Source organism: Ruegeria sp. YKSE079 (assembly GCF_059612845.1).
Window position 1 is genome coordinate 210,850 of the sequence record NZ_JBXWRJ010000002.1, and the last position, 24,525, is coordinate 235,374.

At 59.0% G+C, this 24,525-nt stretch carries 27 protein-coding genes; 16 read left to right on the top strand and 11 right to left on the bottom strand.

The window, feature by feature from the left end; translation table 11 throughout:
• Position 1: 1 nt before the first annotated feature.
• The 3 genes from hflK to rpiA form a co-directional block, all read right to left on the bottom strand.
• Positions 2–1,150 (bottom strand): FtsH protease activity modulator HflK, encoded by a 1,149-nt coding sequence (hflK, locus tag AC2FMY_RS02630; RefSeq protein ID WP_480748193.1) that lies wholly within the window; start codon positions 1,148–1,150, stop codon positions 2–4.
• Between the two features lie 72 nt (positions 1,151–1,222).
• Positions 1,223–2,581 (bottom strand): glutathione-disulfide reductase, encoded by a 1,359-nt coding sequence (gor, locus tag AC2FMY_RS02635; RefSeq protein WP_496806943.1) that lies wholly within the window; start codon positions 2,579–2,581, stop codon positions 1,223–1,225.
• Positions 2,582–2,592: 11 nt separating this feature from the next.
• Positions 2,593–3,381 (bottom strand): ribose-5-phosphate isomerase RpiA, encoded by a 789-nt coding sequence (rpiA, locus tag AC2FMY_RS02640; protein ID WP_496744738.1) that lies wholly within the window; start codon positions 3,379–3,381, stop codon positions 2,593–2,595.
• A gap of 126 nt (positions 3,382–3,507) precedes the next feature.
• Between rpiA and AC2FMY_RS02645 the strand changes: the two genes are divergently transcribed.
• The 4 genes from AC2FMY_RS02645 (at position 3,508) to AC2FMY_RS02660 (ending at position 7,453) form a co-directional block, all read left to right on the top strand.
• Positions 3,508–4,296 carry a methyltransferase domain-containing protein gene (locus AC2FMY_RS02645; RefSeq protein WP_496806944.1) on the top strand — a complete coding sequence of 263 codons (789 nt, stop codon included), beginning with the start codon at positions 3,508–3,510 and terminating at the stop codon, positions 4,294–4,296.
• A gap of 88 nt (positions 4,297–4,384) precedes the next feature.
• Positions 4,385–5,086 carry a glutathione S-transferase family protein gene (locus tag AC2FMY_RS02650; RefSeq protein ID WP_496806945.1) on the top strand — a complete coding sequence of 234 codons (702 nt, stop codon included), beginning with the start codon at positions 4,385–4,387 and terminating at the stop codon, positions 5,084–5,086.
• Positions 5,086–6,459 (top strand): L-serine ammonia-lyase, encoded by a 1,374-nt coding sequence (locus tag AC2FMY_RS02655; protein ID WP_496806946.1) that lies wholly within the window; start codon positions 5,086–5,088, stop codon positions 6,457–6,459. The genes AC2FMY_RS02650 and AC2FMY_RS02655 overlap by 1 nt, the downstream gene beginning before the upstream one ends.
• A 76-nt stretch (positions 6,460–6,535) precedes the next feature.
• The gene (locus AC2FMY_RS02660; protein ID WP_480748186.1) at positions 6,536–7,453 is read left to right on the top strand and encodes a DMT family transporter; all 918 of its coding nucleotides are present in this window, start codon (positions 6,536–6,538) and stop codon (positions 7,451–7,453) included.
• Here AC2FMY_RS02660 and AC2FMY_RS02665 read toward each other — a convergent pair.
• The gene (locus AC2FMY_RS02665) at positions 7,398–8,270 is read right to left on the bottom strand and encodes a thiamine diphosphokinase (protein WP_480748185.1); all 873 of its coding nucleotides are present in this window, start codon (positions 8,268–8,270) and stop codon (positions 7,398–7,400) included. The genes AC2FMY_RS02660 and AC2FMY_RS02665 overlap by 56 nt on opposite strands.
• On the opposite strand from AC2FMY_RS02665, the gene AC2FMY_RS02670 reads away from it, so the two are divergent.
• A complete protein-coding gene (locus AC2FMY_RS02670) occupies positions 8,228–10,138 on the top strand; it encodes a hypothetical protein (protein ID WP_496806947.1) in 1,911 nt (636 codons plus the stop codon). The genes AC2FMY_RS02665 and AC2FMY_RS02670 overlap by 43 nt on opposite strands.
• Positions 10,139–10,214: 76 nt before the next feature.
• Here the strand turns inward: AC2FMY_RS02670 and AC2FMY_RS02675 are convergent, their stop codons facing one another.
• The 5 genes from AC2FMY_RS02675 to nthA form a co-directional block, all read right to left on the bottom strand.
• Positions 10,215–10,457 carry a DUF2842 domain-containing protein gene (locus AC2FMY_RS02675; RefSeq protein ID WP_480748183.1) on the bottom strand — a complete coding sequence of 81 codons (243 nt, stop codon included), beginning with the start codon at positions 10,455–10,457 and terminating at the stop codon, positions 10,215–10,217.
• On the bottom strand, positions 10,457–11,752 hold the full coding sequence (locus tag AC2FMY_RS02680; protein WP_496806948.1) for an adenylosuccinate synthase: 1,296 nt from the start codon (positions 11,750–11,752) through the stop codon (positions 10,457–10,459). Before AC2FMY_RS02680 ends, AC2FMY_RS02675 begins: the two co-directional genes overlap by 1 nt.
• A gap of 163 nt (positions 11,753–11,915) precedes the next feature.
• Positions 11,916–12,251: a nitrile hydratase accessory protein gene (locus tag AC2FMY_RS02685; RefSeq protein ID WP_496806978.1), complete on the bottom strand. Its 336-nt coding sequence runs from the start codon at positions 12,249–12,251 to the stop codon at positions 11,916–11,918.
• On the bottom strand, positions 12,248–12,925 hold the full coding sequence (gene nthB / locus AC2FMY_RS02690; RefSeq protein WP_480748180.1) for a nitrile hydratase subunit beta: 678 nt from the start codon (positions 12,923–12,925) through the stop codon (positions 12,248–12,250). Before nthB ends, AC2FMY_RS02685 begins: the two co-directional genes overlap by 4 nt.
• Entirely contained in the window at positions 12,922–13,536 is a 615-nt protein-coding gene (nthA, locus tag AC2FMY_RS02695; RefSeq protein WP_496806949.1) for a nitrile hydratase subunit alpha, read from the bottom strand. Before nthA ends, nthB begins: the two co-directional genes overlap by 4 nt.
• Before the next feature lie 149 nt (positions 13,537–13,685).
• Here nthA and secG point away from each other — a divergent pair, with 149 nt between their 5' ends.
• The 11 genes from secG to AC2FMY_RS02750 all read left to right on the top strand — a co-directional run bounded on the left by secG (position 13,686) and on the right by AC2FMY_RS02750 (position 22,243).
• Complete coding sequence (secG, locus tag AC2FMY_RS02700) at positions 13,686–14,051, top strand: preprotein translocase subunit SecG (protein ID WP_480748178.1); 366 nt, start codon at positions 13,686–13,688, stop codon at positions 14,049–14,051.
• Positions 14,052–14,208: 157 nt separating this feature from the next.
• Positions 14,209–15,852, top strand: coding sequence for a CTP synthase (gene pyrG / locus AC2FMY_RS02705; protein WP_480748177.1), 1,644 nt, complete (start codon positions 14,209–14,211; stop codon positions 15,850–15,852).
• Between the two features lie 93 nt (positions 15,853–15,945).
• A complete protein-coding gene (locus AC2FMY_RS02710) occupies positions 15,946–16,716 on the top strand; it encodes an isocitrate lyase/PEP mutase family protein (RefSeq protein WP_496744852.1) in 771 nt (256 codons plus the stop codon).
• A gap of 76 nt (positions 16,717–16,792) precedes the next feature.
• A complete protein-coding gene (locus tag AC2FMY_RS02715) occupies positions 16,793–17,086 on the top strand; it encodes a DUF1330 domain-containing protein (RefSeq protein WP_480748175.1) in 294 nt (97 codons plus the stop codon).
• 42 nt (positions 17,087–17,128) lie between these two features.
• The gene (locus tag AC2FMY_RS02720) at positions 17,129–17,578 is read left to right on the top strand and encodes a tellurite resistance TerB family protein (RefSeq protein ID WP_480748174.1); all 450 of its coding nucleotides are present in this window, start codon (positions 17,129–17,131) and stop codon (positions 17,576–17,578) included.
• A gap of 20 nt (positions 17,579–17,598) precedes the next feature.
• Entirely contained in the window at positions 17,599–18,036 is a 438-nt protein-coding gene (locus AC2FMY_RS02725; RefSeq protein WP_480748173.1) for a tellurite resistance TerB family protein, read from the top strand.
• The gene (locus AC2FMY_RS02730; RefSeq protein ID WP_496744855.1) at positions 18,033–18,785 is read left to right on the top strand and encodes a phosphate/phosphite/phosphonate ABC transporter substrate-binding protein; all 753 of its coding nucleotides are present in this window, start codon (positions 18,033–18,035) and stop codon (positions 18,783–18,785) included. Before AC2FMY_RS02725 ends, AC2FMY_RS02730 begins: the two co-directional genes overlap by 4 nt.
• A gap of 128 nt (positions 18,786–18,913) precedes the next feature.
• The gene (locus AC2FMY_RS02735) at positions 18,914–19,690 is read left to right on the top strand and encodes an ABC transporter ATP-binding protein (RefSeq protein ID WP_480748171.1); all 777 of its coding nucleotides are present in this window, start codon (positions 18,914–18,916) and stop codon (positions 19,688–19,690) included.
• Positions 19,691–19,722: 32 nt separating this feature from the next.
• Positions 19,723–20,469, top strand: coding sequence for a transporter substrate-binding domain-containing protein (locus AC2FMY_RS02740; protein WP_480748170.1), 747 nt, complete (start codon positions 19,723–19,725; stop codon positions 20,467–20,469).
• Positions 20,470–20,552: 83 nt separating this feature from the next.
• Positions 20,553–21,440 carry an ABC transporter permease gene (locus tag AC2FMY_RS02745; RefSeq protein WP_480748169.1) on the top strand — a complete coding sequence of 296 codons (888 nt, stop codon included), beginning with the start codon at positions 20,553–20,555 and terminating at the stop codon, positions 21,438–21,440.
• Positions 21,437–22,243 carry an ABC transporter permease gene (locus tag AC2FMY_RS02750; RefSeq protein ID WP_496744858.1) on the top strand — a complete coding sequence of 269 codons (807 nt, stop codon included), beginning with the start codon at positions 21,437–21,439 and terminating at the stop codon, positions 22,241–22,243. The genes AC2FMY_RS02745 and AC2FMY_RS02750 overlap by 4 nt, the downstream gene beginning before the upstream one ends.
• A 50-nt stretch (positions 22,244–22,293) precedes the next feature.
• On the opposite strand, the gene AC2FMY_RS02755 is transcribed toward AC2FMY_RS02750, so the two are convergent.
• Both AC2FMY_RS02755 and AC2FMY_RS02760 read right to left on the bottom strand, forming a co-directional pair.
• Positions 22,294–23,550, bottom strand: a complete 1,257-nt coding sequence (locus AC2FMY_RS02755; RefSeq protein WP_496744860.1) for a vWA domain-containing protein — start codon at positions 23,548–23,550, stop codon at positions 22,294–22,296.
• Positions 23,551–23,596: 46 nt separating this feature from the next.
• Positions 23,597–24,505, bottom strand: coding sequence for an AAA family ATPase (locus tag AC2FMY_RS02760; RefSeq protein ID WP_480748166.1), 909 nt, complete (start codon positions 24,503–24,505; stop codon positions 23,597–23,599).
• Positions 24,506–24,525 lie beyond the last annotated feature (20 nt).

The window sequence follows — 24,525 nt, forward strand, 5'->3', positions numbered from 1 at the left end:
CTTAATTCCCCTCGCCGGTGCTGCGACGCAGCTCGTTGAGCGGCAGGTAAGGCACAACTCCCTGCCCCTGTCCGCTTATATTCTCGTCGAGGATGATCTTGTCCACATCACCCAGAACCTGCTCCATCCGCTCCAGATAGAGGCGCTTTCGGGTCACATCGGGTGCCTTGGCGTATTCCTCCAAAACCGCGCTGAAGCGGCTGGCCTCACCCTGCGCCTCGTTGACGACGCGGGCGCGATACCCTTCGGCTTCTTCCAGCACCTGGGCGGCTTCACCGCGCGCACCGGCCAGAACCCGGTTGGCATAGGCATCGGCCTGTTTCTCAAGCCGGTCACGCTCCTGCCCCGCCGATTGCACTTCGCGGAAGGCGTCCTTGACCGGCTCTGGCGGATCGGCGCCGTCAAAGTTCACGCGGACGATATTGATGCCCGAATTGTAACTGTCGAGGGTCAACTGAATCAGCTCCTCCAACCGTTCGGCGATGATCGCACGGTCACGGTTGAGAATCGGCGCCAGATCGGATTGTGCGATGATCTCGCGCATGGCCGATTCAGACACCGCCTGAATGGTCTGTCGGGGATCGCGCAGATTGAACAGATAAGCGGCCGGGTCGTTGATGTTCCAGACCACCTGAAAATCGATATCGACGATGTTTTCATCCCCGGTAAGCATCAGACCCGCTTCGATGCCGCGACCGCCGGAACCGATGGTTTCGGTCTGTTCCACCTTGACAGGGATCACCTCGGCCGTGACCACCGGCCATGGCGCAAAGTTCAGACCTTCGGTGCCGATGCCCGAAAACTTGCCAAACAGCAACTCGACCGACTGTTCTTCGGGCTTGACCGTATAGGCGCTTGCAAATCCCCATAGGCCAAGCGCCACAAGAGCGCCCAGCAGAACCGTTCCCTTGGTCAGGGCGGGACCACCGCCACCGCCACCACCCTTGCCGCTGCCGCCACGGCCACCGCCGCCGCGCCCGCCCATCAACACGCGCAGCTGCTCCTGGCCTTTTTTCATCAGCTCGTCGATCTCGGGGATCTGCGGGCCATCGCCTTCGGGCGGGCGTCGCCCGCCACCGTTGTTGCCTCGATTTCCTCCGCCACCCGAGGAGCCTCCGCCCCCCCAGGGGCCACCGCTGTTGCCCGCCATATGTTATCTTTCCCTTGTTTTGGCCCGTGTGATCACGGCGTCCCTTGTAACGTGTATGCGCGCGCGTGCAAATCAAGCACTGCGCACAGGATGCCGCATCGTGACCAGTTCCTCGGCCATGACCGGGTGAACGGCCACGGTCCGGTCGAAATCTTCTTTTGTCGCGCCCATCTTTACGGCGATCCCCGCAAGCTGGATCATCTCGCCCGCGCCCGGAGCCACGATATGACAGCCCAGAACTTTTCGCGTTGCCTTGGACACGATGAGTTTCATCAGAACCCGCTGCGATCGCCCGGCAAAGGATTGCTGCATCGGCTTGAACGATGTTGCATAGACCTCAATCGGCTCCTGCGCCGCCGCCTCTTCCTCGCTCAGGCCCACGGTGCCCATATCGGGCTGGGTGAAGATCGCGGTCGGAATCAGTTCATGATCGACCGGCGTGGGATTACCCTTGAACACGGTTTCGACAAAGGCCATGCCCTCGCGGATCGCCACCGGAGTCAGGTTGACCCGGTCAGTCACGTCCCCGATGGCATAGATCGAAGGAACCGCCGTCTGACTATATTCGTCGACCACGATCTCGCCCTTGCGGCCGCGTTCGACACCCAACGCTTCGAGGCCCAGATCATCGGCATTGGGCGCGCGGCCCGTAGCGTACATCACCACATCGAAGGTCTGTTCGGTGCCATTGGTGGCTTTGACCCGGATCCCATCGCCATCCTTCGCCATCTCGATCACATTGGTGCCCAAGTGAACGTCAACACCGTTCTGGCACATTTCTTCGCAGATCAGCCCGCGCGCTTCGTCGTCGAACCCGCGCAGAATCTGCGCACCGCGATAGAATTGCGTTGTCTTGACCCCCATCCCGTTCATGATCCCGGCAAACTCGCAGGCGATATAACCACCACCAACGATCAGGATGCTTTCCGGCAGTTTTTCCAGATGGAAAATCTCGTTTGATGTGATTGCCAGATCCGAGCCCGGAAATTCGGGCACCACCGGGCGACCGCCCGTGGCGATCAGGATATGCTTGGCAGTCTTGCGGGTGCCGTCGGCCAGTTCGACCGTGTGCGGGTCGATCAGGCGGGCACGCTGATCGAAGCTTTCGACGCCGTTGTTCTTCAGAATGTTGCGATAGACGCCTTCCAGCCGATCCAGTTCGGCCACCAGCTTGTTGTGAAAGGCGTTCCAGTCAAAGGCACCGGCCTGAATGTTCCAGCCATAGGATTGCGCATCTTCAACCATGGCGGAGTATTCGCTGGCAAAGACCATCAGTTTCTTGGGTACACAGCCCCGGATCACGCAGGTGCCGCCGTAACGGTCTTCCTCGGCCAGTGCCACTCTGGCCCCGGTCTCGCCCGCCGCCACGCGTGCCGCACGCACCCCGCCCGAGCCGCCGCCAATGACGAACAGGTCATAGTCAAAACTCATGGATATCGCCCCTAATCCGCAAGATCGGAAAACAGGTTTTCAGTCTCTGCAAAGTCCATCCGATCCCGCTCAATCGTGCCTTCATTGATGTCGCGCACATCGACCCGGCCATCGCCATAGCCGATCACGACCCTGTCACAGATATCAATGAAAAGCCCGTTTTCAACCACGCCCGGGATTTGGTTCAGAACCAGCGCCAATTGCCGTGCATTTCCGATACGCTGCAGATGCAGGTCCAGAATGTGGTTGCCCTCGTCCGTGATGAACGGCGCCTGGCCAGTCATTCGCAGCGAGGTCGAGCGACCCAGAACATCCATCGCCACCAAGGTTTCCTCGATCAGCGAGCGGGTTGTCTGCCATCCAAACGGGATGACCTCGACCGGCAGGGGAAACGCGCCCAGCGCCTCGACCTCTTTGCCAGCATCGGCGATCACCACCATCTGGTCGCTGGCCGTGGCCACGATCTTTTCCTGCAGCAGCGCGCCGCCGCCGCCCTTGATCAGATTCAGGTCGCCATCGAATTCATCTGCCCCGTCGATGGTCAGATCCAGCCAACCGGCCTGATCCAGCGAAACCACCTCGATCCCCACCTCGCGGGCCAGCTGCGCCGTCCGGGTCGAGGTCGGCACGCCCTTGATCCGCAAACCTTCCTCGCGCACCATTTCGCCCAGGCAACGCACCAGCCAGGCGGCGGTTGATCCGGTTCCCAACCCAACGCGCATTCCATCCTCGACCATCTCGGCGGCGCGCCTTGCAGCGACGAGTTTGGCCTTGTCGATGGGCGGCAATTCACTGGTCATGGCAGCAACTCCAAAAGCGTAATTTGCGCCCTTATAGGCAAAGAGTTGCGGCGGTGCGAGGGGGCTTGTCCTGCTTTGCTCGCTCGGAGCCCTAATTTTTGCTAGGTTACCCTTGGGGGAACGCGCATGTTGCAATTTGACGAGGCCACGGCCCGAATTCTGGATGACGCCTATCTTGGGGCTGATGTTTCTCGCAGGCGGCGTGAGAGCTTTGACGCCGTGTCACCGAAACCCGATGACCGCATCCTCGATCTCGGTTGCGGCAACGGCTTGATGACGATGGAACTTTCCCGGGCGGTTGGGCCAAACGGAAACGTCACCGGCCTGGATCAGAGCCAGGATATGTTGAGCTCCGCGCGCGACCGTTGCGCCGGACTGGACAATGTGGACCTCATCGAAGGCGCCGCCGAAGCGCTGCCGTTTGGCGATGGGCAGTTCGACAAGGCGGTCTCGGTTCAGGTCTTCGAATACCTCGCCGATATGCGTCCTGCCCTGCGAGAGCTTCACCGCGTGTTGCGACCGGGTGGGCGTTTGGTGATCGGAGACATGCATTGGGACACGCTTGCCTGGCATAGCGACGATCCTGAACGGATGGGCCGTATGACCCGCATCTGGGACGGGCATCTGGCACAGTTGGATGTGCCCGCTCATCTGCCGCCACAATTGAGGGAATGCGGTTTTGCCGTCGATGTCATACGGCCCCACACGATCTGCGACACCGACCTGAGACCTGATGGGTTGGCGAACATGATGATTCGACTGATGACGGCCTATGCGACCCAGACCGGAGCGATGCCGGAAAACCGTGCCCTTGCCTGGGCCCGGGAACAGGAAAACCTTGCCGAACAGGGGCGGTTCTTCTTTGCGATCACGCATTTTGTCTGTGTCGCACACAAGTCGGCCCGGTCCGATTGACAAAAGATGTCGCCGAAATGCGCGTTTCCGATGGGAAACGTCGGAATCAGCTGTTTCTCCGGCCTCGTGCGCCTGTAAGTTGCCGTCGATGAAGATGCCTTATCGCCTGCACTATGCCCCCGACAATGCCTCGCTGATCATTCGGCTGGTATTGGAAGAGATGGGCCAGCCCTACGAGACCGTTCTTGTAGATCGCGCACAGCGCGAACAGGACAGCGCCGCCTATCGCGCGATGAATCCCAATGGGTTGATTCCGGTGCTGGAAACGCCGCAAGGGCCGATGTTCGAAACCGCCGCCATTCTACTGTGGCTTGCAGAAACGCACGACCAGCTTGCCCCGGCGATGGGCGCCGATGACCGCGCATCGTTCCTGAAATGGCTGTTCTTTACGTCGAATACGCTGCATGCCGACCTGCGCATGCTGTTCTACCCCGACGCCTATATCGATACTGCGGCATCTGAGACCCTGCGCACGGGCATCCGCTCGCGCCTGCGCCGCCACCTTGCCATTCTGGACGCAGAAGCCCGATCCAAACCCAGCTGGCTGCATCCCGACACACCTTCAGTTCTGACTTATTATCTTGCCTGTCTGCTACGCTGGATGGACCTGTATCCGCAGGGCAGCGACAAGAGCTGGTTCAACCGTGCTGATACTCCGCATCTGCAACGTATCCTGCAGGGGCTTGAAATCCGCCCCGCCACCCGCGCCGCCGTCGCGGCCGAGGGATTGGGCGCCACGCCTTTTACCTCTCCTGTTCACGCCACCCCTCCAGAAGGCTCTGCAACCTGATGTTTCTTTCTGTCTTCGACATGTTCAAAGTGGGCATTGGCCCGTCCTCCTCTCACACGATGGGTCCGATGGTCGCCGCCGCGCGCTTTCTGGACCTGATGCGCGCCTCACCGTTCGAGTTCGCGGGCCTCAAGGCCTCTTTGCACGGCTCGTTGGCCTTTACCGGCGTCGGCCACGCCACTGACCGCGCCACCATTCTGGGGCTGGCCGGGTTCGTGCCCGATACTTATGACAACGACAAGGCCGAAGCCGCGCTGTCCACCATCAACGAAACCCATTCGGTGACGCCCGAAGGCCTGCCGACCCTCAAATTCGACCCCAAGCACGATCTGGTCTTTGACTATGACCACAACCTGCCGGGCCACGCCAACGCCATGATCTTGATGGCGACCGATGCTCAGGGGGACGTGATCCTGAAGCAGATCTACTATTCGGTCGGCGGCGGCTTTGTCCTGACTGAGGAAGAGCTGGCTCAAGGCAAAGACACCAATGACGGCCCACCGGTGCCATTTCCGTTCAAATCCGCAGCTGAAATGTTGGAAATGGCTGCCTCGTCGGGCAAAACCATTGCCCAGATGAAGCGCGACAACGAAATTGCGCGCGGTTGTGCGATTTCCTTCGCCAAGGGTACTGCCCGACTTTGGGAAGTGATGAACAACTGTATAGAGCGCGGGTTGGCCACCGATGGCATCCTGCCGGGCGGCCTGAACGTGCGGCGGCGCGCCAAGGGTATCCATGACGCCCTGATTGCCGAACGCGGTATGAACCTGAACGCGCCGCACACGATCAACGACTGGATTAGCGTCTATGCCATGGCGGTGAACGAGGAAAACGCCGCTGGCGGTCAGGTCGTCACCGCCCCCACCAATGGGGCGGCCGGCACCATGCCCGCCGTTCTGCGCTATTACCTCGATCACGTTCCCGGCGCCTCTGAATCCCATATCGAGGATTTCCTGCTGACGGCCGCCGCCATCGGCGGGCTGATCAAGTACAACGCCTCGATCTCAGGTGCCGAGGCCGGGTGTCAGGCAGAGGTTGGCAGCGCCTCTGCCATGGCCGCTGCAGGCCTGTGCGCCGTGATGGGCGGTACGCCTGAGCAGGTTGAAAATGCTGCCGAGATCGCCCTCGAACATCACCTTGGCATGACCTGCGATCCGGTCAAGGGATTGGTGCAGGTGCCTTGCATCGAGCGCAACGGGTTAGCGGCGATCAAGGCAGTTTCCGCCGCCTCGCTGGCGCTGCGCGGGGATGGCAAGCACTTTGTGCCGCTTGATTCAGCGATCGAAACCATGCGCCAGACCGGCCACGACATGCACGAGAAATACAAGGAGACCTCGCTGGGTGGTCTGGCAGTCAACGTGCCGAACTGCTGAGCTGCCGCCGGGCCAAAACCGATTGGGCGGCTTTTGGCCCTTTTGAAATCCCGAAACCTGACCTAGCGTGCACGGCATGACTCAGGATCGCCCCGTTCTTGGCATTCTCCTGATGCTTGGTTTCTGCGTTCTTGCGCCGATGGGCGACGCAATTGCCAAACTGCTGGGAGAGACGATGCCCATAGGCCAACTTTTGCTGGTCCGCTTTGCGATTCAGGCGGCGGTTTTAATACCACTAATCGTAGCCACCCGGCGCCCGTGGCGCATGCGAGCGCGCGTCTTTCGCCTGATCGTGATGCGCACGGGCCTGCACATCATCGGAATTGCCGCCATGTTCACGGCACTGCAATTCATGCCTCTGGCAGAGACTGTGGCGATTGCCTTTGTAATGCCGTTCATCATGTTGATCTTGGGAAAATTGGTTCTGAACGAGGAGGTTGGCCTGCGCCGGATCGCGGCCTGCTTCGTCGGCTTTGTCGGCACACTTCTCGTCATTCAACCCAGCTTTGCCGCAGTTGGCCTGCCCGCCCTTCTGCCGCTTGTCGTTGCTGTGGTATTTGCGCTCTTCATGCTTGTTACCCGGCAAATCGCAAAGGAAACCGACCCGGTTTCACTACAAGCAGTATCCGGCGTGCTGGCGACAGTTGCGGTCGCTCCGGTATTGATCGCGGGCACGATTGCTGAACTGCCACAATTGTCCTTTACCCTTCCTCCGACAGTTGCAACCGCATGGCTTCTTATCGCCATCGGGCTTTTGGGAACTTTGGCGCATCTGCTGATGACGTGGTCATTGCGCTATGCCCCGTCCGCAACTCTTGCTCCGATGCAGTATCTGGAAATTCCTGTTGCGACGGTGATCGGATGGCTCATCTTCCACGATCTGCCAAACGGGCTGGCAGCGGTCGGAATCTGCATCACCATCGGCGCAGGTCTTTATGTCATTCTGCGCGAGCGGGCCAGCGCCCGGTCAGCTCCGACTGAAACGCCTGCATGACCTGATCCAGCGAATCACGCGGCACCATGATCAGCATGCCCGGGCCGTCGAACTCCAACACCAAATCGGACAACGCTCTGTTGGAGGTTCCGATCTTACCATCCGGTTCGAAAACCAGCCCTCCGATAGGCCATTCCAAACCCCGGCTGCGCCCCATTACCTGTCGTAAAGGAAACAATGACACGATACTGCCCGGTTCGATTTTTAGTCGGATCGATGGTGGCGCGTGAAAGATGACCTCATGTTTGCCGATCAGAATGCAACGCTTTTCTGCATTTCGAATCAACGTATTGAAAACCGCAAGCTGGTGATCGACCCTACCGCCGAGGAAGCCGATTCCTAAAACCAGAGGTGCATCGATGTTGCGTAACGCCTTGTCAAAATCCGTGCTCTCCTGCTCCCGAACCGGAAACAATCTATCGGCAGGAAAGCGGCCAAGTTCGGACTGTGTCAGCGAATCAAAATCGCCTATGACCGCGTCAGGCATCCGGTCATTCGCAATTACCGCTTGTGCGCCACCGTCCGCAGCCGCCACCAGCACCACGTTTTGAGCCATCAGAGCAAAATCCTTTGCCCCGATTTCGCCCCCTCCTACAAGACCAACCGGCGCGCAACTTTGGATAAATGCGGCATTTTTGTGACCACTGGATTTATTTTTGATTTTTCGACACATTCCGGCCACAAAATGATACCTTGAGTTACACAGTTTTGCGCCGAAAATGGCTCTGGGCGCAACATAAGCTAGACAACTGGTATGTAGAGGACGAGCGTCGCATGGTACAGAGCAACAAAGTGTTAACCGTATCTTACGGGACATTCTCATGCACCCTTGAAGGATTTGAAGATTCCTTTGAGACCATGAAAGCAATCGCAGAGTACTTTCGGGATCTTGCGGCGGATGACCGCTATTTCGGGTCCGAACCTCCGCAACCCGACCCAGAGATGCTGACACAAATCGCGCGACGCGATAAGGCCCGTCATATTGAGGCCCATCAGGATTCCGGCGGCATCCTGCTCCGCGCGTCGGGCGTGGCCGCACCTGCGCCGTCTGCAGAGACATCCTCGCGCGAAGACGAGGCACCCTTCGGCAACGACCGGATCGTCGACCGGCAGGATGTAGCGTCCGACGAAAACACAATTGACGAGGTGCAAAGCGAAGAATTGGCACCTGTCGGAGAAGCAACCGACAATTCCGATTTCGAAGACGTGCATAGCGCCGCGCCGCTGGAAGATGTTCCCGAGCATGTTGATGTCGAGGGACCCGACGAGCAACCGCAGGACATGCCGGTTTGGGGTCAATTCCAAGGGACCCCGCTGGAGGCGTCTCCGGAAGAGGTGACCGAAGAGAAAACTGCCCTTTCCGACGAAGTTGAGGAGACGGCGGATGCGCAAGACGCCATCGAACCCTGGTCGGATGAAGTCGATGAGAGTGTATCCTTCGAGGACGAGGTCGATGAGCATATGACCGACCTTCAGGATGCAACTGTTGCTTTTGAAGAGGAAACCGAAACCGCTTCAAGTGACGTTTCCGTGTCGCAGGTTGACCAAGTTAGTGAAGTCATCCCGTCAGAAGAGGCAGACGCTTTGAACGAGTTGACGGTTGAACCGGAAGAATTCGATGACGAGACCGCCAAAACAGAGGCACCGGTATCGTTCGATCATACCGAAGAAGTGGCGGATGACGCAGATTTGCCCGCACCCGAACTGCGGGCGACGCATTCCGGGCCTGATGCCGTATCCACGGCCGATGAGCCAGAGAGCATCCCCGTTGCCGACAGCATCGTAGCCAAGCTCCAGCGCATCCGCGCTGTGGTCTCACGCCACGATGCCGAAACTGGGCATCTCGCCGAGGACGAAAACACCGAATTCAAGCCACTCGAGGCTTTGAATACGGTCGATGCGATATCCGCAGCCTTCGCCAGGGCAAAGATCGAAGAAGACGCCCACAAAGAGGCACAGGAAAACAGTGCCGGGTACAAAATTCTGGGTGTGAAAGAGACGAACGATCCGATCGACGGCTTTCTGTTCTCCAAACCACAGGTCGGACTCGATTTGGGTTTTGACGATGTGGCGCCGACGATCGATGAAGAAACCACAAATACGCCCAGTAAAGCTCCGGTCGCGCAATCGGTGGAGGACGATTTCGATGGAATCATCGAGTTATCCGAAGAAAGCGCCGAACTCGCGGTAGAATACGTCGACGACAAGGATGAAGAGCTGTCACGGCTGCTGGCTACCGCCGAGCAAAAAATGAGCCTCTCCGGCGGGCAGGAGTCCGCCAATTTGGAGTCCGCTGAGTCAGGCGTGCTGCGACTGGTCGCGGAACAGCGGATTGACCTTGCCCCAGAAGACGTCGCATCGAGCATAGCCTCCCAAGCTTTCGAGAGGGAAGAAAGTGAAGGATTCAAGGCCTTTGCAGAAGCACAAGGCGCCCAATCCATGCCCGAACTGCTTGAAGCGGCTGCGGCCTATCTGTCATTTGTTGAGGGGCAAGAGCAGTTCTCGCGCCCGCAATTGATGAACAAGGTCCGCGCCCTTGACCTGCCGACCTTTGATCGCGAAGACAGCCTGCGTTCGTTTGGTCAGCTGTTACGAGACGGCAAGATCGAAAAGGCGGGCGGAGGACGGTTCTCTGCCTCCAGCCAGATTGGTTTCCGCCCCGGCGATGAGCGTGCTGCAGGCTGACTATTGAAACAATAGGAATGCAAAAAGGCCGATCATCTGATCGGCCTTTTTTTGTTTGTTCGGCAAAGGCCGATTGTCAGCGCTTGTCCTTGTCCGGGTCGGCTTGGCCAACGCCACGAAAGACATATTTGAAGGGCAGCGCCCACAAAACGCCCAGACCGACATAAACCAACAGTTCCAGCCAGATTGGCGGACGATCCAACAAATTCAGCACTGTCACCACAGCCACAATATAAAGCGGCAAGCCCAACAGCAGGATGATCAAAGACCAGCGGCGACGGGCCTTGTAGCTGAGGCCCGGCTTCTTGGCCCCACCCATCAGTCGGCAAACGGGTCGGTGACCAGAATGGTATCCTCCCGCTCCGGGCTGGTTGAAAGCAGCGCCACAGGGCATTCGATCAGCTCTTCCACCCGTTTGACGTATTTGATGGCATTGGCAGGCAGGTCGTTCCAGCTGCGTGCGCCCTCGGTGGATTCGCTCCAGCCCGGCATTTCCTCGTAGATCGGCTTACAGCGCGCCTGTTGATCCGCCGCCGTCGGCAGATAATCCAGCCGCGCACCATCCAGTTCGTAACCCACGCAGATCTTCAGCGTCTCAAACCCGTCCAGCACGTCCAGCTTCGTTAGCGAAATACCGTTGACGCCGCTGGTGGCGCAGGTCTGGCGCACCAGCACCGCGTCGAACCAGCCACAGCGACGCTTTCGCCCGGTGACGGTGCCAAACTCATGCCCCCGGGTGCCCAGACGGTTGCCGTCCTCGTCATCCAGCTCGGTCGGGAATGGCCCCTCGCCCACGCGGGTGGTATAGGCCTTTACAATACCCAGAACAAAATCGATCGATCCCGGCCCGATGCCCACACCCGTGGCGGCCTGCCCGGCGATCACGTTCGACGAAGTCACGAAGGGATAGGTGCCGAAATCGATGTCAAGCAGCGCACCTTGCGCACCTTCGAACAGGATGCGCTTTCCAGCCTTGCGTTGTTCGTTCATGATCTTCCACACCGGACCGGCGTATTGCAGTATTTGTGGCGCGATCTCTTTGAGCTGCGCGACCAGCGCGTCTCTGTCCACCGGTTCTATTCCCAACCCCTTGCGCAGTGGGTCGTGATGTTGCAATGCCCGGTCGATCCGCGCTTCAAGCGTGGCATCATCAGCCAGATCAGCGACCCGAACGGAACGGCGCCCCACCTTGTCTTCATAGGCAGGCCCGATGCCTCGCCCGGTGGTGCCAATCTTGGTCCCTTTGGAGGCCGCTTCTTCCCGCGCCCGGTCCAGTTCGCCATGAATTGGCAGGATAAGCGGCGTGTTTTCGGCGATCATCAGAGTCTCGGGGCTGATGTCGACGCCCTGCGCCCGGATCGACTCGACTTCCTTGACCAGATGCCAAGGGTCCAGCACCACGCCATTGCCGATCACGCTCAGTTTGCCACCGCGCACGACGCCCGAGGGCAAAGCGTTCAGTTTATAGACCTTGCCGTCAATGACCAGGGTATGACCAGCATTGTGCCCGCCCTGAAAACGCGCAATCAAGTCCGCCCGCTCGCTGAGCCAGTCAACGATTTTGCCTTTACCCTCGTCACCCCATTGGGCGCCGACAACCACCACGTTGGCCATATCCGGTCCTTTTGCGCTGAACTACCAAACCCGGCTCATATACCGGGGCGCGTGGATCAGGGAAACCGCAAATTCGACGCACCGGACAGGCCACCTCTTCACCTTTTCAAAAATACTCCGGAGGAGTCGCGGCTTGCTGCGACGGGGGGCAACGCCCCTCTTGTCACTCTACAGGCAAATGCACAGGTTCGCCGTGGGGCGTCGTCAGGTACGCCTGCTCCCAGGCGGTGTGCATCCGGGCGACCTCGCTGAACTGCGCGACGCCGCTGTCGGCCAGAAACATCTCAAGCGTTTCAAGCCAGGCGCGAAAATAGTCTTCACCGCCGTCAAGCTCCTGCGTCAACCCTCGCCTTTTCAGGGTAGCCGCAAAGCGCTCTACCCACTCGGCCCAGGCGAATCGTCCGGCCTCGTTCATGACGACAGTCAACGCAAAGACCTGCGCGTGCCAGGGTGCCTCAAAAACCGGCTCGTGCGCGGTATGCGAGGGGCAGTCGTTCATCCTGGCACCAGATAGCTTTGCCACAGGTCCAGAACCACTTCATCGTCGGGGTGTTCCGGATGCGCCCACAACTCGCGGGAAAAAAAGCGCACGGCATAAAGCGGCTCGGGCGCCTCGCCCAACCCGTGCGCGTTGCTGTCGGGTAGAACGTGATTGCCGTGAACGTTTCGGATATAACCATGCGCCCCGGCCACGTATTTGGGCAACCGGGTGTGCCCGCTGGCAACCAGCGCATTATCGGTCGGCATGCGCACCCGTACCGCCTGACCTGCCGAGAACCTTGGCAAAGGCCCGGTCGGGCGGTCGGCGGGGCCGCCCTTGGCCAGAACACCAGCCACAGCTTGCGCTTTCAATGCCTTGGCTGCCAGCGGGTGGGGCGCGTCTCTTTCTTCGCCGCGCAGATCGCCCTCGGTCAGCACCCCGGATTCGACCAGCAGATCGGCCAGCGCAGAGATCCATTTCTCATAGTAGGAAAATCGCGTGTAATCCTTGGGCGACAACCTCTCGCGCGCGTGGCGTGAAACGTCTATGTTCCACTGACCCAGCGCCCCGGCAGCCAAGGTCACAGCCAAGGCGCGAGCGTGCCAATCCTCGGCGAAAACAGGGGCGTCCTCGGCCTCCGGTCTTACTGGGCCGTCGCCGAACCTCCCGCCCATGTCATGTACGCGGGTCATGACGGCACCTTGGCCAGGCCGGTACCGATCATACTGTCACGAGTGACCAGCGCGGCGAGTTCCTCTTCGCCCATCCCGTCAGTCCCCTTGGGCCGCATCGGCAGCACGAGATAGCGTACCTCCGCCGTCGAATCCCAAACCCTGACGGTGGTTTCCGGCGGCAGGGTTACACCGAAATCCGCCAGCACCTTGCGCGGCTCACGCACCGCGCGGGCCCGATAGGCATCGGATTTGTACCATCCCGGTGGGATGCCAAGCAGTGGCCAAGGATAGCAACTGCACAGGGTGCAAACGACCATGTTGTGCCGGGTGGGCGTATTTTCGACCACCACCATGTGCTCGCCCTGTCGACCGAAATAGCCCAGGTCGGCAACGACCGGTGTTGCATCCTTAAGCAGCGCAGCCTTGAATACGGGATCGCTCCAGGCCTTTGCCACCACATGCGCGCCGTTCTTCGGCCCGATGCGATTCTGATAGGTATCTATGATCTCATCGAGTGCTGCCGGGTCGATCAGCCCCTTGCGGGTCAGAATCGTTTCCAATGCCTTGACTCGCAGTGCGGGCTCGGGCGGCAAAAGAGCATGTGGGTGGTCGTGGTCGTCATGCGGCATAATCCGAGCCTGCGCGAGGCAAGGGCCTCTGTCCAGTCCTTTTGGTGTGATATCCGACATCACCGGACGTGATGGAAACTCCTCCCTTGCCCCTCCGGGCAAACTTGCATAGATACCACGCGATACACGCCACGCCGCACAGGAAGACCATGGAAAACGTTGTCCTCATCATTCACCTTCTTTTGGCTTTGGGCCTGATCGCCGTCGTTCTGATGCAGCGGTCCGAAGGTGGCGGGCTTGGCATGGGCGGCGGCGGTGGCGGAGTCATGTCGGGCCGCGCGGCGGCAACTGCCTTGGGCAAGCTGACATGGATTCTGGCGATCTGCTTTATCGTCACGTCGATCACGCTGACGATCATCGCAGCCAAGAAATCTTCGGGCAGTTCTGTCATCGACCGGCTGGGTGTTCCTACGCAGGAAGAATCGCAGCCCAGCACACCGGAGCTTCCGGCAGGCGAAGACCTGTTGCCGCCGGCACAGGGCGACAACGCGCCGCTGATCCCGCAAGCCGACTGATCCACAAAACCTAGAAATCCGATAGAGAACGGCACAGCATCTTGCGGTTCTCTTGCGCTTTGCGCGCGAATCTCTTATATGTGAAGTCCCGTGGTGCTGCGGTTTTTTTTGACCGCCGGGCAGTTGATAATACGTCACACGGGAGCAGCCGAAAAACATGGCACGATTTATTTTCATTACTGGCGGTGTTGTGTCTTCGCTCGGCAAGGGCCTGGCGTCGGCGGCACTTGGCGCTTTGCTTCAGGCACGGGGATACTCGGTGCGTTTGCGCAAGCTGGATCCTTACCTGAACGTCGATCCCGGAACCATGTCGCCATTTGAACATGGCGAGGTTTTCGTCACCGATGACGGGGCCGAGACCGATCTGGATCTTGGCCACTATGAACGTTTCACTGGTGTGGCGGCACGCAAGACGGATTCAGTGAGCTCTGGCCGCATCTATTCCAACGTGCTGGAGAAGGAACGCCGCGGAGACTATCTGGGCAAGACCATTCAAGTGATCCCGCACGTCACCAACGAGATCAAGGATTTCATCGCCATCGGCGAAGATGAGGTCGATTTCATGCTCTGCGAGATCGGCGGCACCGTAGGCGACATCGAAGGGTTGCCATTTTTCGAAGCTATCCGCCAGTTCAGCCAGGACAAACCGCGCGGTCAATGCATCTTTATGCACCTCACACTGCTACCCTATATTAAAGCGTCGGGTGAGTTGAAAACAAAGCCGACCCAGCACTCGGTCAAGGAACTGCGGTCAATCGGTCTGGCTCCCGACATTCTGGTCTGCCGCTCGGAAGGGCCGATTCCACAGAAAGAACGTGAGAAACTGGCCCTGTTCTGCAACGTCCGCCCGGACAGCGTTATTGCGGCGCAGGACCTGTCCACCATCTATGACGCACCGCTGGCCTATCACAAGGAAGGTCTGGATCAGGCGGTTCTGGATGCTTTCCAGATCAGCCCGGCCCCGAAACCCGATCTGGCCAAATGGGAAGACGTCAGCGACCGCATCCACAACGCCGAAGGCGAAGTGAAAGTCGCCATCGTCGGCAAATACACTCAACTCGAAGACGCCTATAAGTCGATTGCCGAGGCGCTAACCCATGGCGGCATGGCCAACCGGGTGAAGGTGAAGATCGAATGGGTCGATGCCGAGATTTTCGACACCGAAGACCCAGCACCCCATCTCGAAGGTTTCCACGCGATCCTCGTCCCTGGTGGCTTTGGCGAACGCGGGACCGAGGGCAAGATCAAAGCCGCACAATATGCACGCGAGCACAAAGTACCTTATCTGGGTATCTGCCTGGGCATGCAAATGGCGGTGATCGAAGCCGCTCGAAACGTCGCCGGCATTGCCGAGGCCGGGTCCGAGGAGTTCGACCACGAAGCCGGGAAAAAGCGTTTCGAACCCGTCGTCTATCACCTCAAGGAGTGGGTTCAGGGCAATCACCGGGTCGAGCGCAAGGTCGGCGACGACAAGGGCGGTACAATGCGACTGGGCGCTTATGACGCGGTTCTGGCAGAAGGCTCCAAGGTGGCCGAAGTCTATGGCGCGCGCAATATCGAGGAACGCCATCGCCACCGCTATGAGGTGGACATCAAGTATCGGGAAAAGTTGGAAAAATCGGGCCTGAATTTCTCGGGAATGAGCCCCGACGGGCGCCTGCCGGAGATCGTCGAATGGTCGGATCATCCGTGGTTCATCGGTGTTCAGTATCATCCCGAACTGAAATCCAAACCTTTCGACCCGCATCCCCTGTTCAAGGATTTTGTCCGCGCCGCCAAGGAAACATCACGGCTGGTATAAATCACCGCAAAGTGTGGGGCGGGTCGGACTTTCCTGTTCGACATACCCCGTCTCAAGGTTCACTGTCTGTGGACACGAGACAGGAGATCGGTCATGAACTCTCAGATTACCCGCGCAGAACAGTTTGCGGCCTTGCATCGCAAGGGCGACCCGGTGATTCTCTTCAACATCTGGGACGCGGGCAGCGCTGCTGCAGTACGCGACGCCGGTGCCAAGGCAATTGCAACGGGCAGTGCTCCGGTTGCCATGGCGCAAGGTTTTTCCGACGGTCAGAACGTGCCGATGGATGACGCGCTGGATAATGCCCGCCGCATTGTCAACGCCGTCGATCTGCCGGTCACGCTGGATTTCGAAGGCGGATATGCGGAAGATCCGGCAACGATCACGACCAATGTTCGTGCAGCGTTGCAATCCGGCGTGATCGGCTTCAATTTCGAAGATCAGATCATCGGAACAAAAAACCTGTACGACATTGAAACGCAAGTGGGTCGGGTTGCCGCAATGCGCCAAGGCTGTGAGGCGTCCGGCATTCCTGCCTTCATTAATGCGCGCACGGATATCTTTCTGAAGGCTCATCCGGACAACCATGATAATGCAATGCTGGATGATGCCGTTGCACGCGCCAAAGCCTATGCTGATGCCGGGGCCAGCGGGTTCTTTGCCCCCGGCCTGAAGGATGAAGCACTGATTGCCCGACTTTGTGATACCATCGACCTGCCCGTCAACATCATCGCCCTGCCCGGCACGCCAGATACGCCGACACTGGCGAAACTAGGTGTTGCACGTGTCAGCTATGGTCCGGTGCCCTATCGACAGATGATTGCCTGGCTGCAAGAGAATGCGAGCGCGGCACTGCGGCCATAGGGTTGATCCGCGTTAGGGTATTGCAAATCTGCGGTTTCCTTCGCACTTTGCCTCGTGAACCGCAGGAGGAAATCCCATGACCAAGGGATACTGGGTCGCCCATGTGGATGTGGACGACATGGAGACATACAAGACCTATATCGCCGCAAACGCCGCACCGTTTGCCGAATATGGCGCCCGTTTTCTGGTGCGCGGCGGTGAGCGGCAAGTGCGCGAAGGTCAGGCGCGCGCCAGGACCGTGGTTATCGAATTTCCGACCTACGAAGATGCTTTGGCCTGCTATGACAGCGTCGGCTACCAGGATGCCAAGGCTTTGCGTGACCCGGTGTCGACCGGCGATCTGGTGATCATCAAGGGATATGATGTCTAGTTCCTGCTTGGCGACCTTCTCAAACCGGAATAGTCTGCCCCCATGCTGAAGAAGTTGTTTCAGGCGTTTCGCCCCCCCCAACACTCGGCGCTGCCCGATCCCGACGCCGAACTGGCGCTGGGGGCTTTGCTGGTGCGCGTGGCACAAGCGGACCGCGACTATCAGGTCGAAGAAATCCGGCTGATTGATAAAATTCTTGCGCGCCTTTACCAGCACAACGCGATCGAGGCCGCCAAGGTGCGCGCGACCTGCGAGAAGCTGCATGCCGCCGCGCCGGATACAGACACATTCGGCAAGCTGATCCGTGAAACCACCGATCTGCAAGAGCGTATGGCCGCCCTGGACGCGCTTTGGGAAGTCGTGCTCGCAGATGGCGAGACTCAGGAAGGTGAGATCAAGATCGTCGAAGAAGCCCGCGCAGCAATGGGGCTCAGCTTCAATGACAGCAAGGCGGCCCGCGCGCGCGTTCAAAGCCGCTTGGACCCGCAGTAAACCCACCCTATAACCGATTCATGTTTGGCAACTTTCTTTCTCGACTGACACAACCACAACCCGACCCGCTGGGTGCCGAAGACGCCCGTCTGGCACTGACCGCCCTGCTGGTGCGCATCGCACGGTCCGACCACGACTATGCAGATACCGAAATGGCCCGGATCGACCGCATCACCGCGCGTCGCTATGGCCTGTCCCCGTTCGAGGCCGCTGCCCTGCGCGCCCAGGGAGAGGATCTGGAGGCACAAGCCCCCGACACCGTGCGCTTTACCCGCGCCATCAAGGAAGCCGTGCCCTATGACGACCGCAAGGCGGTGGTCGAAGCGATGTGGTCGGTGGTTCTGGCTGACGGAACGCGCACCGGCGAAGAAGACTCGCTGTTACGGCTGGTAACCAGCCTGCTTGGCGTTAGTGATGTTGATTCGGCATTGGCGCGGCAAAAGGCACAACGTTCATGACCGCAATGCTGGGCATGTACGACTTGCCCTCGCTGCAACCCGCAAATGACAGGTTTTGGTCGCTCATTCGCCAACACCTTGGCCGAGGCCCCGATACGCTGACACGCGACCGGGATTTCTGGGATATCTGGCTCGACCCCGAGATGGTATTTTCGCAGACTTGCGGCATGCCCTATCGAACCCGGTTGCATGGAAGGGTGCAGATCGTTGGCACACCCGATTATGGTCTGCCCGGTTGCCCCCCTGGTCACTACTGTTCGGTGTTCGTCGCCCGCAAGGATGACCCACGTAGCCTGGAACAGCTGACCACCGGAACCTTTGCCTATAACGAAGCACTGTCGCAATCCGGCTGGGCTGCAGCGGTCACCCACTTGGCGGAACTCGGTCTGGCCCCCAGAATGCTCTTGGAAAGCGGAGGTCACGCCCGCTCGGCTCAAGCTGTCGCCGAAGGAAAAGCAGATTTCGCATCACTCGATGCCTTGACCTGGGAACTGCTGAAACAGCACACCGACCTCAGGTACAGGCTCCGCGAGGTCGATCGCACGGAGCCAACCCCAACGCTGCCCTACATTACATCCGATCAAGAAGACGCTTCAGCCATTGCTCGCGCCGTGCGCTCAGCGATCTCCGATCTGCCCGACACAGACCGCCAACTGCTGCATTTGCGGCAGATGGTGAACATTCCGGCCCAGGCATATCTGGCGATTCCAACACCTCCGGGTCCAGAAGTTTTCGCCAGGTCACCCTGACCGTTTCGAGCATTATCTATGATCAAAACGGGCAATCACCCCCCCATTTGCTACATTTGCGCATTGCAATGCTCAGGAATTTCGGCCCTAGTACCGGACCAACACCACTCACAAAAACCGGACAGACAGTGACCAGTACAGCCCCCGTCATCGAAATCAGGAACCTTCACAAAAGCTTTGGACAACTCGAAGTGCTGAAAGGGGTCGACATCACCGCGCATCGCGGCGACGTCGTTTCACTGATCGGATCGTCGGGATCGGGAAAATCCACGCTTCTGCGTTGTTGCAACCTGCTCGAAGACAGCCAAGAGGGCGAGATCATCTTCAACGGCGAACCGGTGCGCTGGACCGGCAATGGCAACACTCGCCGCCCTGCCGACCCCAAACAGGTGCTGCGTATTCGCACCAATCTTTCCATGGTGTTCCAGCAATTCAATCTTTGGGCACATATGACCATCCTGCAAAACGTGATGGAGGCCCCGCTGACCGTGCTGGGGCGCGACCGGCACGAGGTCGAGGACAGTGCCCGGAAATATCTTGACAAAGTGGGCATCGGCGACAAGTGCGACAATTACCCGGCACAGCTGTCAGGGGGCCAGCAGCAGCGCGCCGCCATAGCACGTGGGTTGTGCATGGAGCCGCAGGCGCTTTTGTTCGATGAACCCACTTCGGCACTGGACCCCGAGCTGGAACAGGAAGTCATTAAGGTCATCAAGGATCTGGCCGCCGAGGGCCGCACCATGATCATCGTAACCCACGACATGAAGATGGCCGCAGACATCTCCAGCCATGTCGTCTTTCTTCATCAGGGCCTTATCGAGGAAGAGGGCTCACCCGAAGATATCTTTACTGCCCCTGAATCGGAGCGACTTCAGGGCTTCCTTTCCGCCACTCAGGCGGCATAAATTCAAATCAGTAACAAACTGGGGAGTAACCAATGAAGAACCTGATTCTGACCACCGCAGCCCTAGCTCTGGGTGCAGGCATGGCAATGGCCGACACAGTGCGAATGGGCACCGAGGGTGCCTATCCTCCGTACAACTTCATCAATGACGCCGGTGAGGTTGACGGATTTGAGCGCGAGTTGGGCGACGAGCTCTGCAAACGCGCCGAGTTGGACTGTGAATGGGTCAAGAACGACTGGGATTCGATCATCCCGAACCTTGTTTCGGGCAACTACGATACCATTATCGCCGGCATGTCGATCACCGACGAACGTGACGAAGTTATCGACTTTACCCAAAACTACATCCCACCGGCGGCATCGGCCTTTGCCGCTGCCTCCGAAGGTGCTGATCTGACGGGCGTGATCGCGGCGCAGACCGCGACGATCCAAGCCGGTTATGTCGCTGAAAGCGGCGCCACCCTGGTCGAGTTCGCAACCCCCGAAGAAACCATCGCCGCCGTCCGCAACGGCGAGGCCGATGCCGTCTTTGCCGACAAGGACTATCTGGTGCCACTGGTCGAGGAATCAGGCGGTGAGCTGATGTTCGTCGGCGACGATGTTCCGCTGGGCGGAGGCGTCGGCATGGGCCTTCGTGAATCCGACGGCGAGTTGCGCGGCAAATTTGACGCGGCGATTACTTCGATGAAGGAAGACGGCACGCTGAACACCATGATCAAGAAGTGGTTCGGCGAAGACGCCGCTGTCTACGGCACTGACGGCACGACCGTCACCAACTAATACGTCCGGCAAACGGTTCGGCGCGCCTGGCGCGCCGAACCGGCACCGGTTTCTGGCCGGGCTTGACGATCGAAAGACGCCTCATGTTTTCCTATTGCGCTGATCCCGAAACGCTCAGCACGTTCCGCTGGTTTTCCTGCTACCTCACAAACGGCGTGCACCTGTCGTTCTATATGTCGTTCGTGAAGGTTCTGGCTCTCTTGGCCGTCACCGCGCCCGTGGCGCTGAGTTTCGGCTTTGTCGGCGCTATGTCCGCGCGGTCGCATCTACTGCCGCTTAGCTGGCTGGGTAAAGGATACATAGCTGTCGTACGTGGCGTACCCGACATCGCCTTCTTCCTGTTTTTCGTAATCGCGCTGGATCAAGCGTTCGAATGGACACGCCATCAGATACTTTGCCCCGAATGGACCGATGCGATCCGACAGGGCAACGATTTTCTGGTCTGCCCCGCCGCCAAATTGCCGCTTGGAACCGCTCCGGAATGGGTTCATCAAACCTACGGATTTTTTCTGGCCGTTATCACCTTCGCCATTGTGTTCGGAGCCTTCGCGGCCAATGTCCTGTTCGGCGGTATGCGCGCCGTGCCCCACGCCCAGTTGGAAACCGCCGCGGCCTATGGGATGAGCCGCAGCCAGACCTTCTGGCGCATTCTGGTGCCACAGATGTGGGTCTATGCCCTTCCTGGCCTCAGCAACCTGTGGATGGTGTTGATCAAAGCCACGCCGCTGTTATTTCTGCTGGGGATTGAAGATATCGTCTATTGGGCGCGAGAGATCGGCGGCACAAAGACCTCAAAATTCACCCAGTACCCCCACGGCGACTGGCGAATGTGGTACTTCCTGTTCCTGCTGGTCTTCTATCTCGGTATGACCCGGGTCTCTGAGATCGGCCTCGAAAAGCTGATGCGCAAACTGTCCCACGGGCAGGCGACATCCGGCGGTGAGCTGCTGCGCAAGGAGACCACCGCATGAGTTGCCTGCAAACCATCCACGACTATGGCCTGCGGTCGATCGGTATCGGTGAACGGCTTTTGCCCAAAAGTGATTTTACGCTGTGTGAGCATTTCACTTTGATCGGCTCGGGCATGATCTGGAACATCTATTTCGGCCTTATGGCGTTGACCACCGGCTTTTTCCTCGCGACCGCTCTGGCAGTCGGAAAAAGCTCGGTCAACCGCTGGGTGCGCAAACCGTCGGAATGGTTCATATTCGTGTTCCGCGGCTCGCCGCTCTTTATCCAATTCTTCTTTGCCTATTTCTTCTTCCTGTCGCTGAAGAAAAGCTATCCGATGTTTGACGACTTCACTTCGGCTTGGTTGGGGGCGCTGATCGTTCTGTTTCTGAACACCGCAGCTTATTCGGGTGAAATCTTCTACGGCGCTTTGCGCTCGATACCAAAAGGCGATCTGGAAGCCGCCGATGCCTATGGCATGTCCGGTTGGCCGCGCTTCCGCCGCATCGTGTGGCCGACTATGCTGCGGCTGGCTTGGCCCGCCTACACCAACGAGGCGATCTTTTTGTTCCACGCCACCACACTTGTTTTTTTCTCGGCCTTCCCAGCCTGGCAGCAGCGCGGCGACGCGCTTTACTACGCCAGCTATTTTGCCGACAAAACTTTCAACCCCTTCGTGGCCTACCCGATCCTGGCTTTCTATTTCATCTTGCTGACGCTGTTGATATCGTGGGCATTCAGTCTGGTGAACAAGCGCCTGAACCGGCACCTCCCGAACGGGCAACGCGCCAAGATGCGATTCCGTCTGAACCTCGCGCGATAGGAGTGCTCTAAGGCCGTCAAATAGGGTAACGGTCTTCTGGGCGAACGGCTTCAGACATGCAGTGACGTCAAGAGGCGATCTTTTTCTCCTACGTCCTCAGGTGTCGAAATTGCGGTTGCGAGGTCTTCCAGCGACGCTATGGAATGCCCGGCCCGGAAACTGTCCACATGCGGCAGCATCGCTGCGACGCCGCGAGCTTTGGGCGCGAAACCGTCCCAGCGCAAAAGCGGGTTGAGCCAGATAAAGCGGCGCGAAGAGAGGTGGAGGCGCTCCATCTCGTGCGCCAGACGCTCCGGATCACCGCGGTCAAGGCCGTCGGTTATCAATAGAACAACCGCGCCCTGTCCCATGACCCGGCGCGACCAGTCGCGATTGAATATGTGCAGGCATTCTCCGATCCGAGTTCCCCCTTCCCAATCCTGCGCCTCTGCGCCCGCTGCCATCAAAGCCGCGTCTACGTCGCGTTGATGCAGGTGACGAGTGATATTGGTCAGCCGCGTTCCGAATGTGAAGGCGTGCACGCGCGCCCAACCCGCGCCACGCGTGTTCGAAACAGCATGCAGAAAGTGCAGGATCATGCGGCTGTATTGGCTCATCGATCCGGAAATGTCGCAGAGGGCGACGAGGTTGGGCCAACGCGGACGTGGTTTGAGGCGTGCAATATCACGCAACTCACCGCCCTGACGCATGGCTGTGCGCAGAGTGCGGGCACGGTCGATGCGATTGCCCGAATGGCTGGCCCGCCCCCGTCGTGACAAGATGGGTTTGACCGGAAGTGAAAGCCGCGCCAGCATGCGCTTGGCCAGAGCGATTTCCTCGGTGCTCATCTGTTCGAAATCCAATGTGCGAAGACGTTCCTCACTAGAAGCTGTGCGCGAGGCGTCAACTTCTATCTCGGTCGCCTCTTCCTCTTGTTGAGATTCGGGCAGGTCGCGCTGCACACCTTCCAGCAAGGCCTCGGCAGCGCGTTTCGCGCCCGCATCCGCCTTGCGTTCCTCCTGCACGCCGCGTACCGCTGGCAGCATCATCGCCATCATGTGTTCAAGGTATCGCGGATCGCGCCAAAAAAGCCGGAACACCTGCGCAAACACGGCCCGGTGTTCCGGTCGGTTTACGAAGCAGGCGTGCAGCGTCCAGAAGAAATCTTCCTTTTCCGAAAATCCCGCCGCTTCGACCGCACGAATGGCATCAACCACTCGGCCAGGTCCTATGGGCAGGCCGGCCTTGCGCAGAGCACGGGCGAAATGCGTAATGTTCTGCGCCAGCTTCGGCTTGTCGGGAATTTCCAGCGGGAGTTGTTCGGCCATCAGCGTTCAGCAATGCCTTGCGGGATATGTTTTGACCGGTCGGGCATCAGACCGGTTCCAGCGATGCCTTGGCCTGATCGAGAATGCGCTTGGCTTCGGATCCCTGCAGTTTCTGGATATCGTCCTGATATTTCAATATTGCCCCAACGGTGTCACCGATCACTTCGGGACTCAGATCAAGGACATCTAGTGCCAAAAGACATTTGGCCCAGTCAATCGTTTCCGCAACGCCGGGTTTCTTGAACAGGTCCTCGGTGCGCAACTGCTGGACGTAGGCGACGATCTGACGGCTCAGGTTTTCCGCAGCCTCCGGCGCGCGGGCATGCAAAATCTCGACTTCGCGTTCAAAACTCGGGTAGTCCACCCAGTGATATAGGCATCGGCGCTTCAGCGCGTCATGAACTTCGCGGGTGCGGTTCGATGTCAGGATAACGATAGGCGATTCAGGAGCCTTGACGGTTCCAAGTTCCGGAATCGTCACCTGGAAATCGCTCAGTGCTTCCAGCAGGAAAGCCTCGAACGGTTCGTCTGTGCGGTCCAATTCGTCGATTAGCAACACCGGAGAACCGAGTTCATCCGGACGCATGGCTTGCAGAAGGGGACGTTCGATCAGAAACTCGTCCGAAAACAACTCGGTTTGCAAGGCCGTTCGGTCGGCCCCACCCGAAGCCTCGGCAGTTCGGATTGCGACCATTTGGGCGGGGAAGTTCCACTCATAGACTGCTGACGAAGCGTCCAGCCCTTCGTAACATTGCAGTCGGATCAGGCGGCGGTTCAGCCCTGCGGCGAGCGCCTTGGCAATCTCGGTCTTGCCGACGCCAGCCTCGCCCTCCAAAAACAAGGGGCGGCCCAGCTTGAGCGCCAGGAAAACGACCGTAGCCAACGGCCGCCCACAGACATATCCTTGAGCAGCCAGCAATTCCTGCACCGCACCGATTGTTTCTGGCTTGTTCATCCACTCTCCCCCGATTGTGC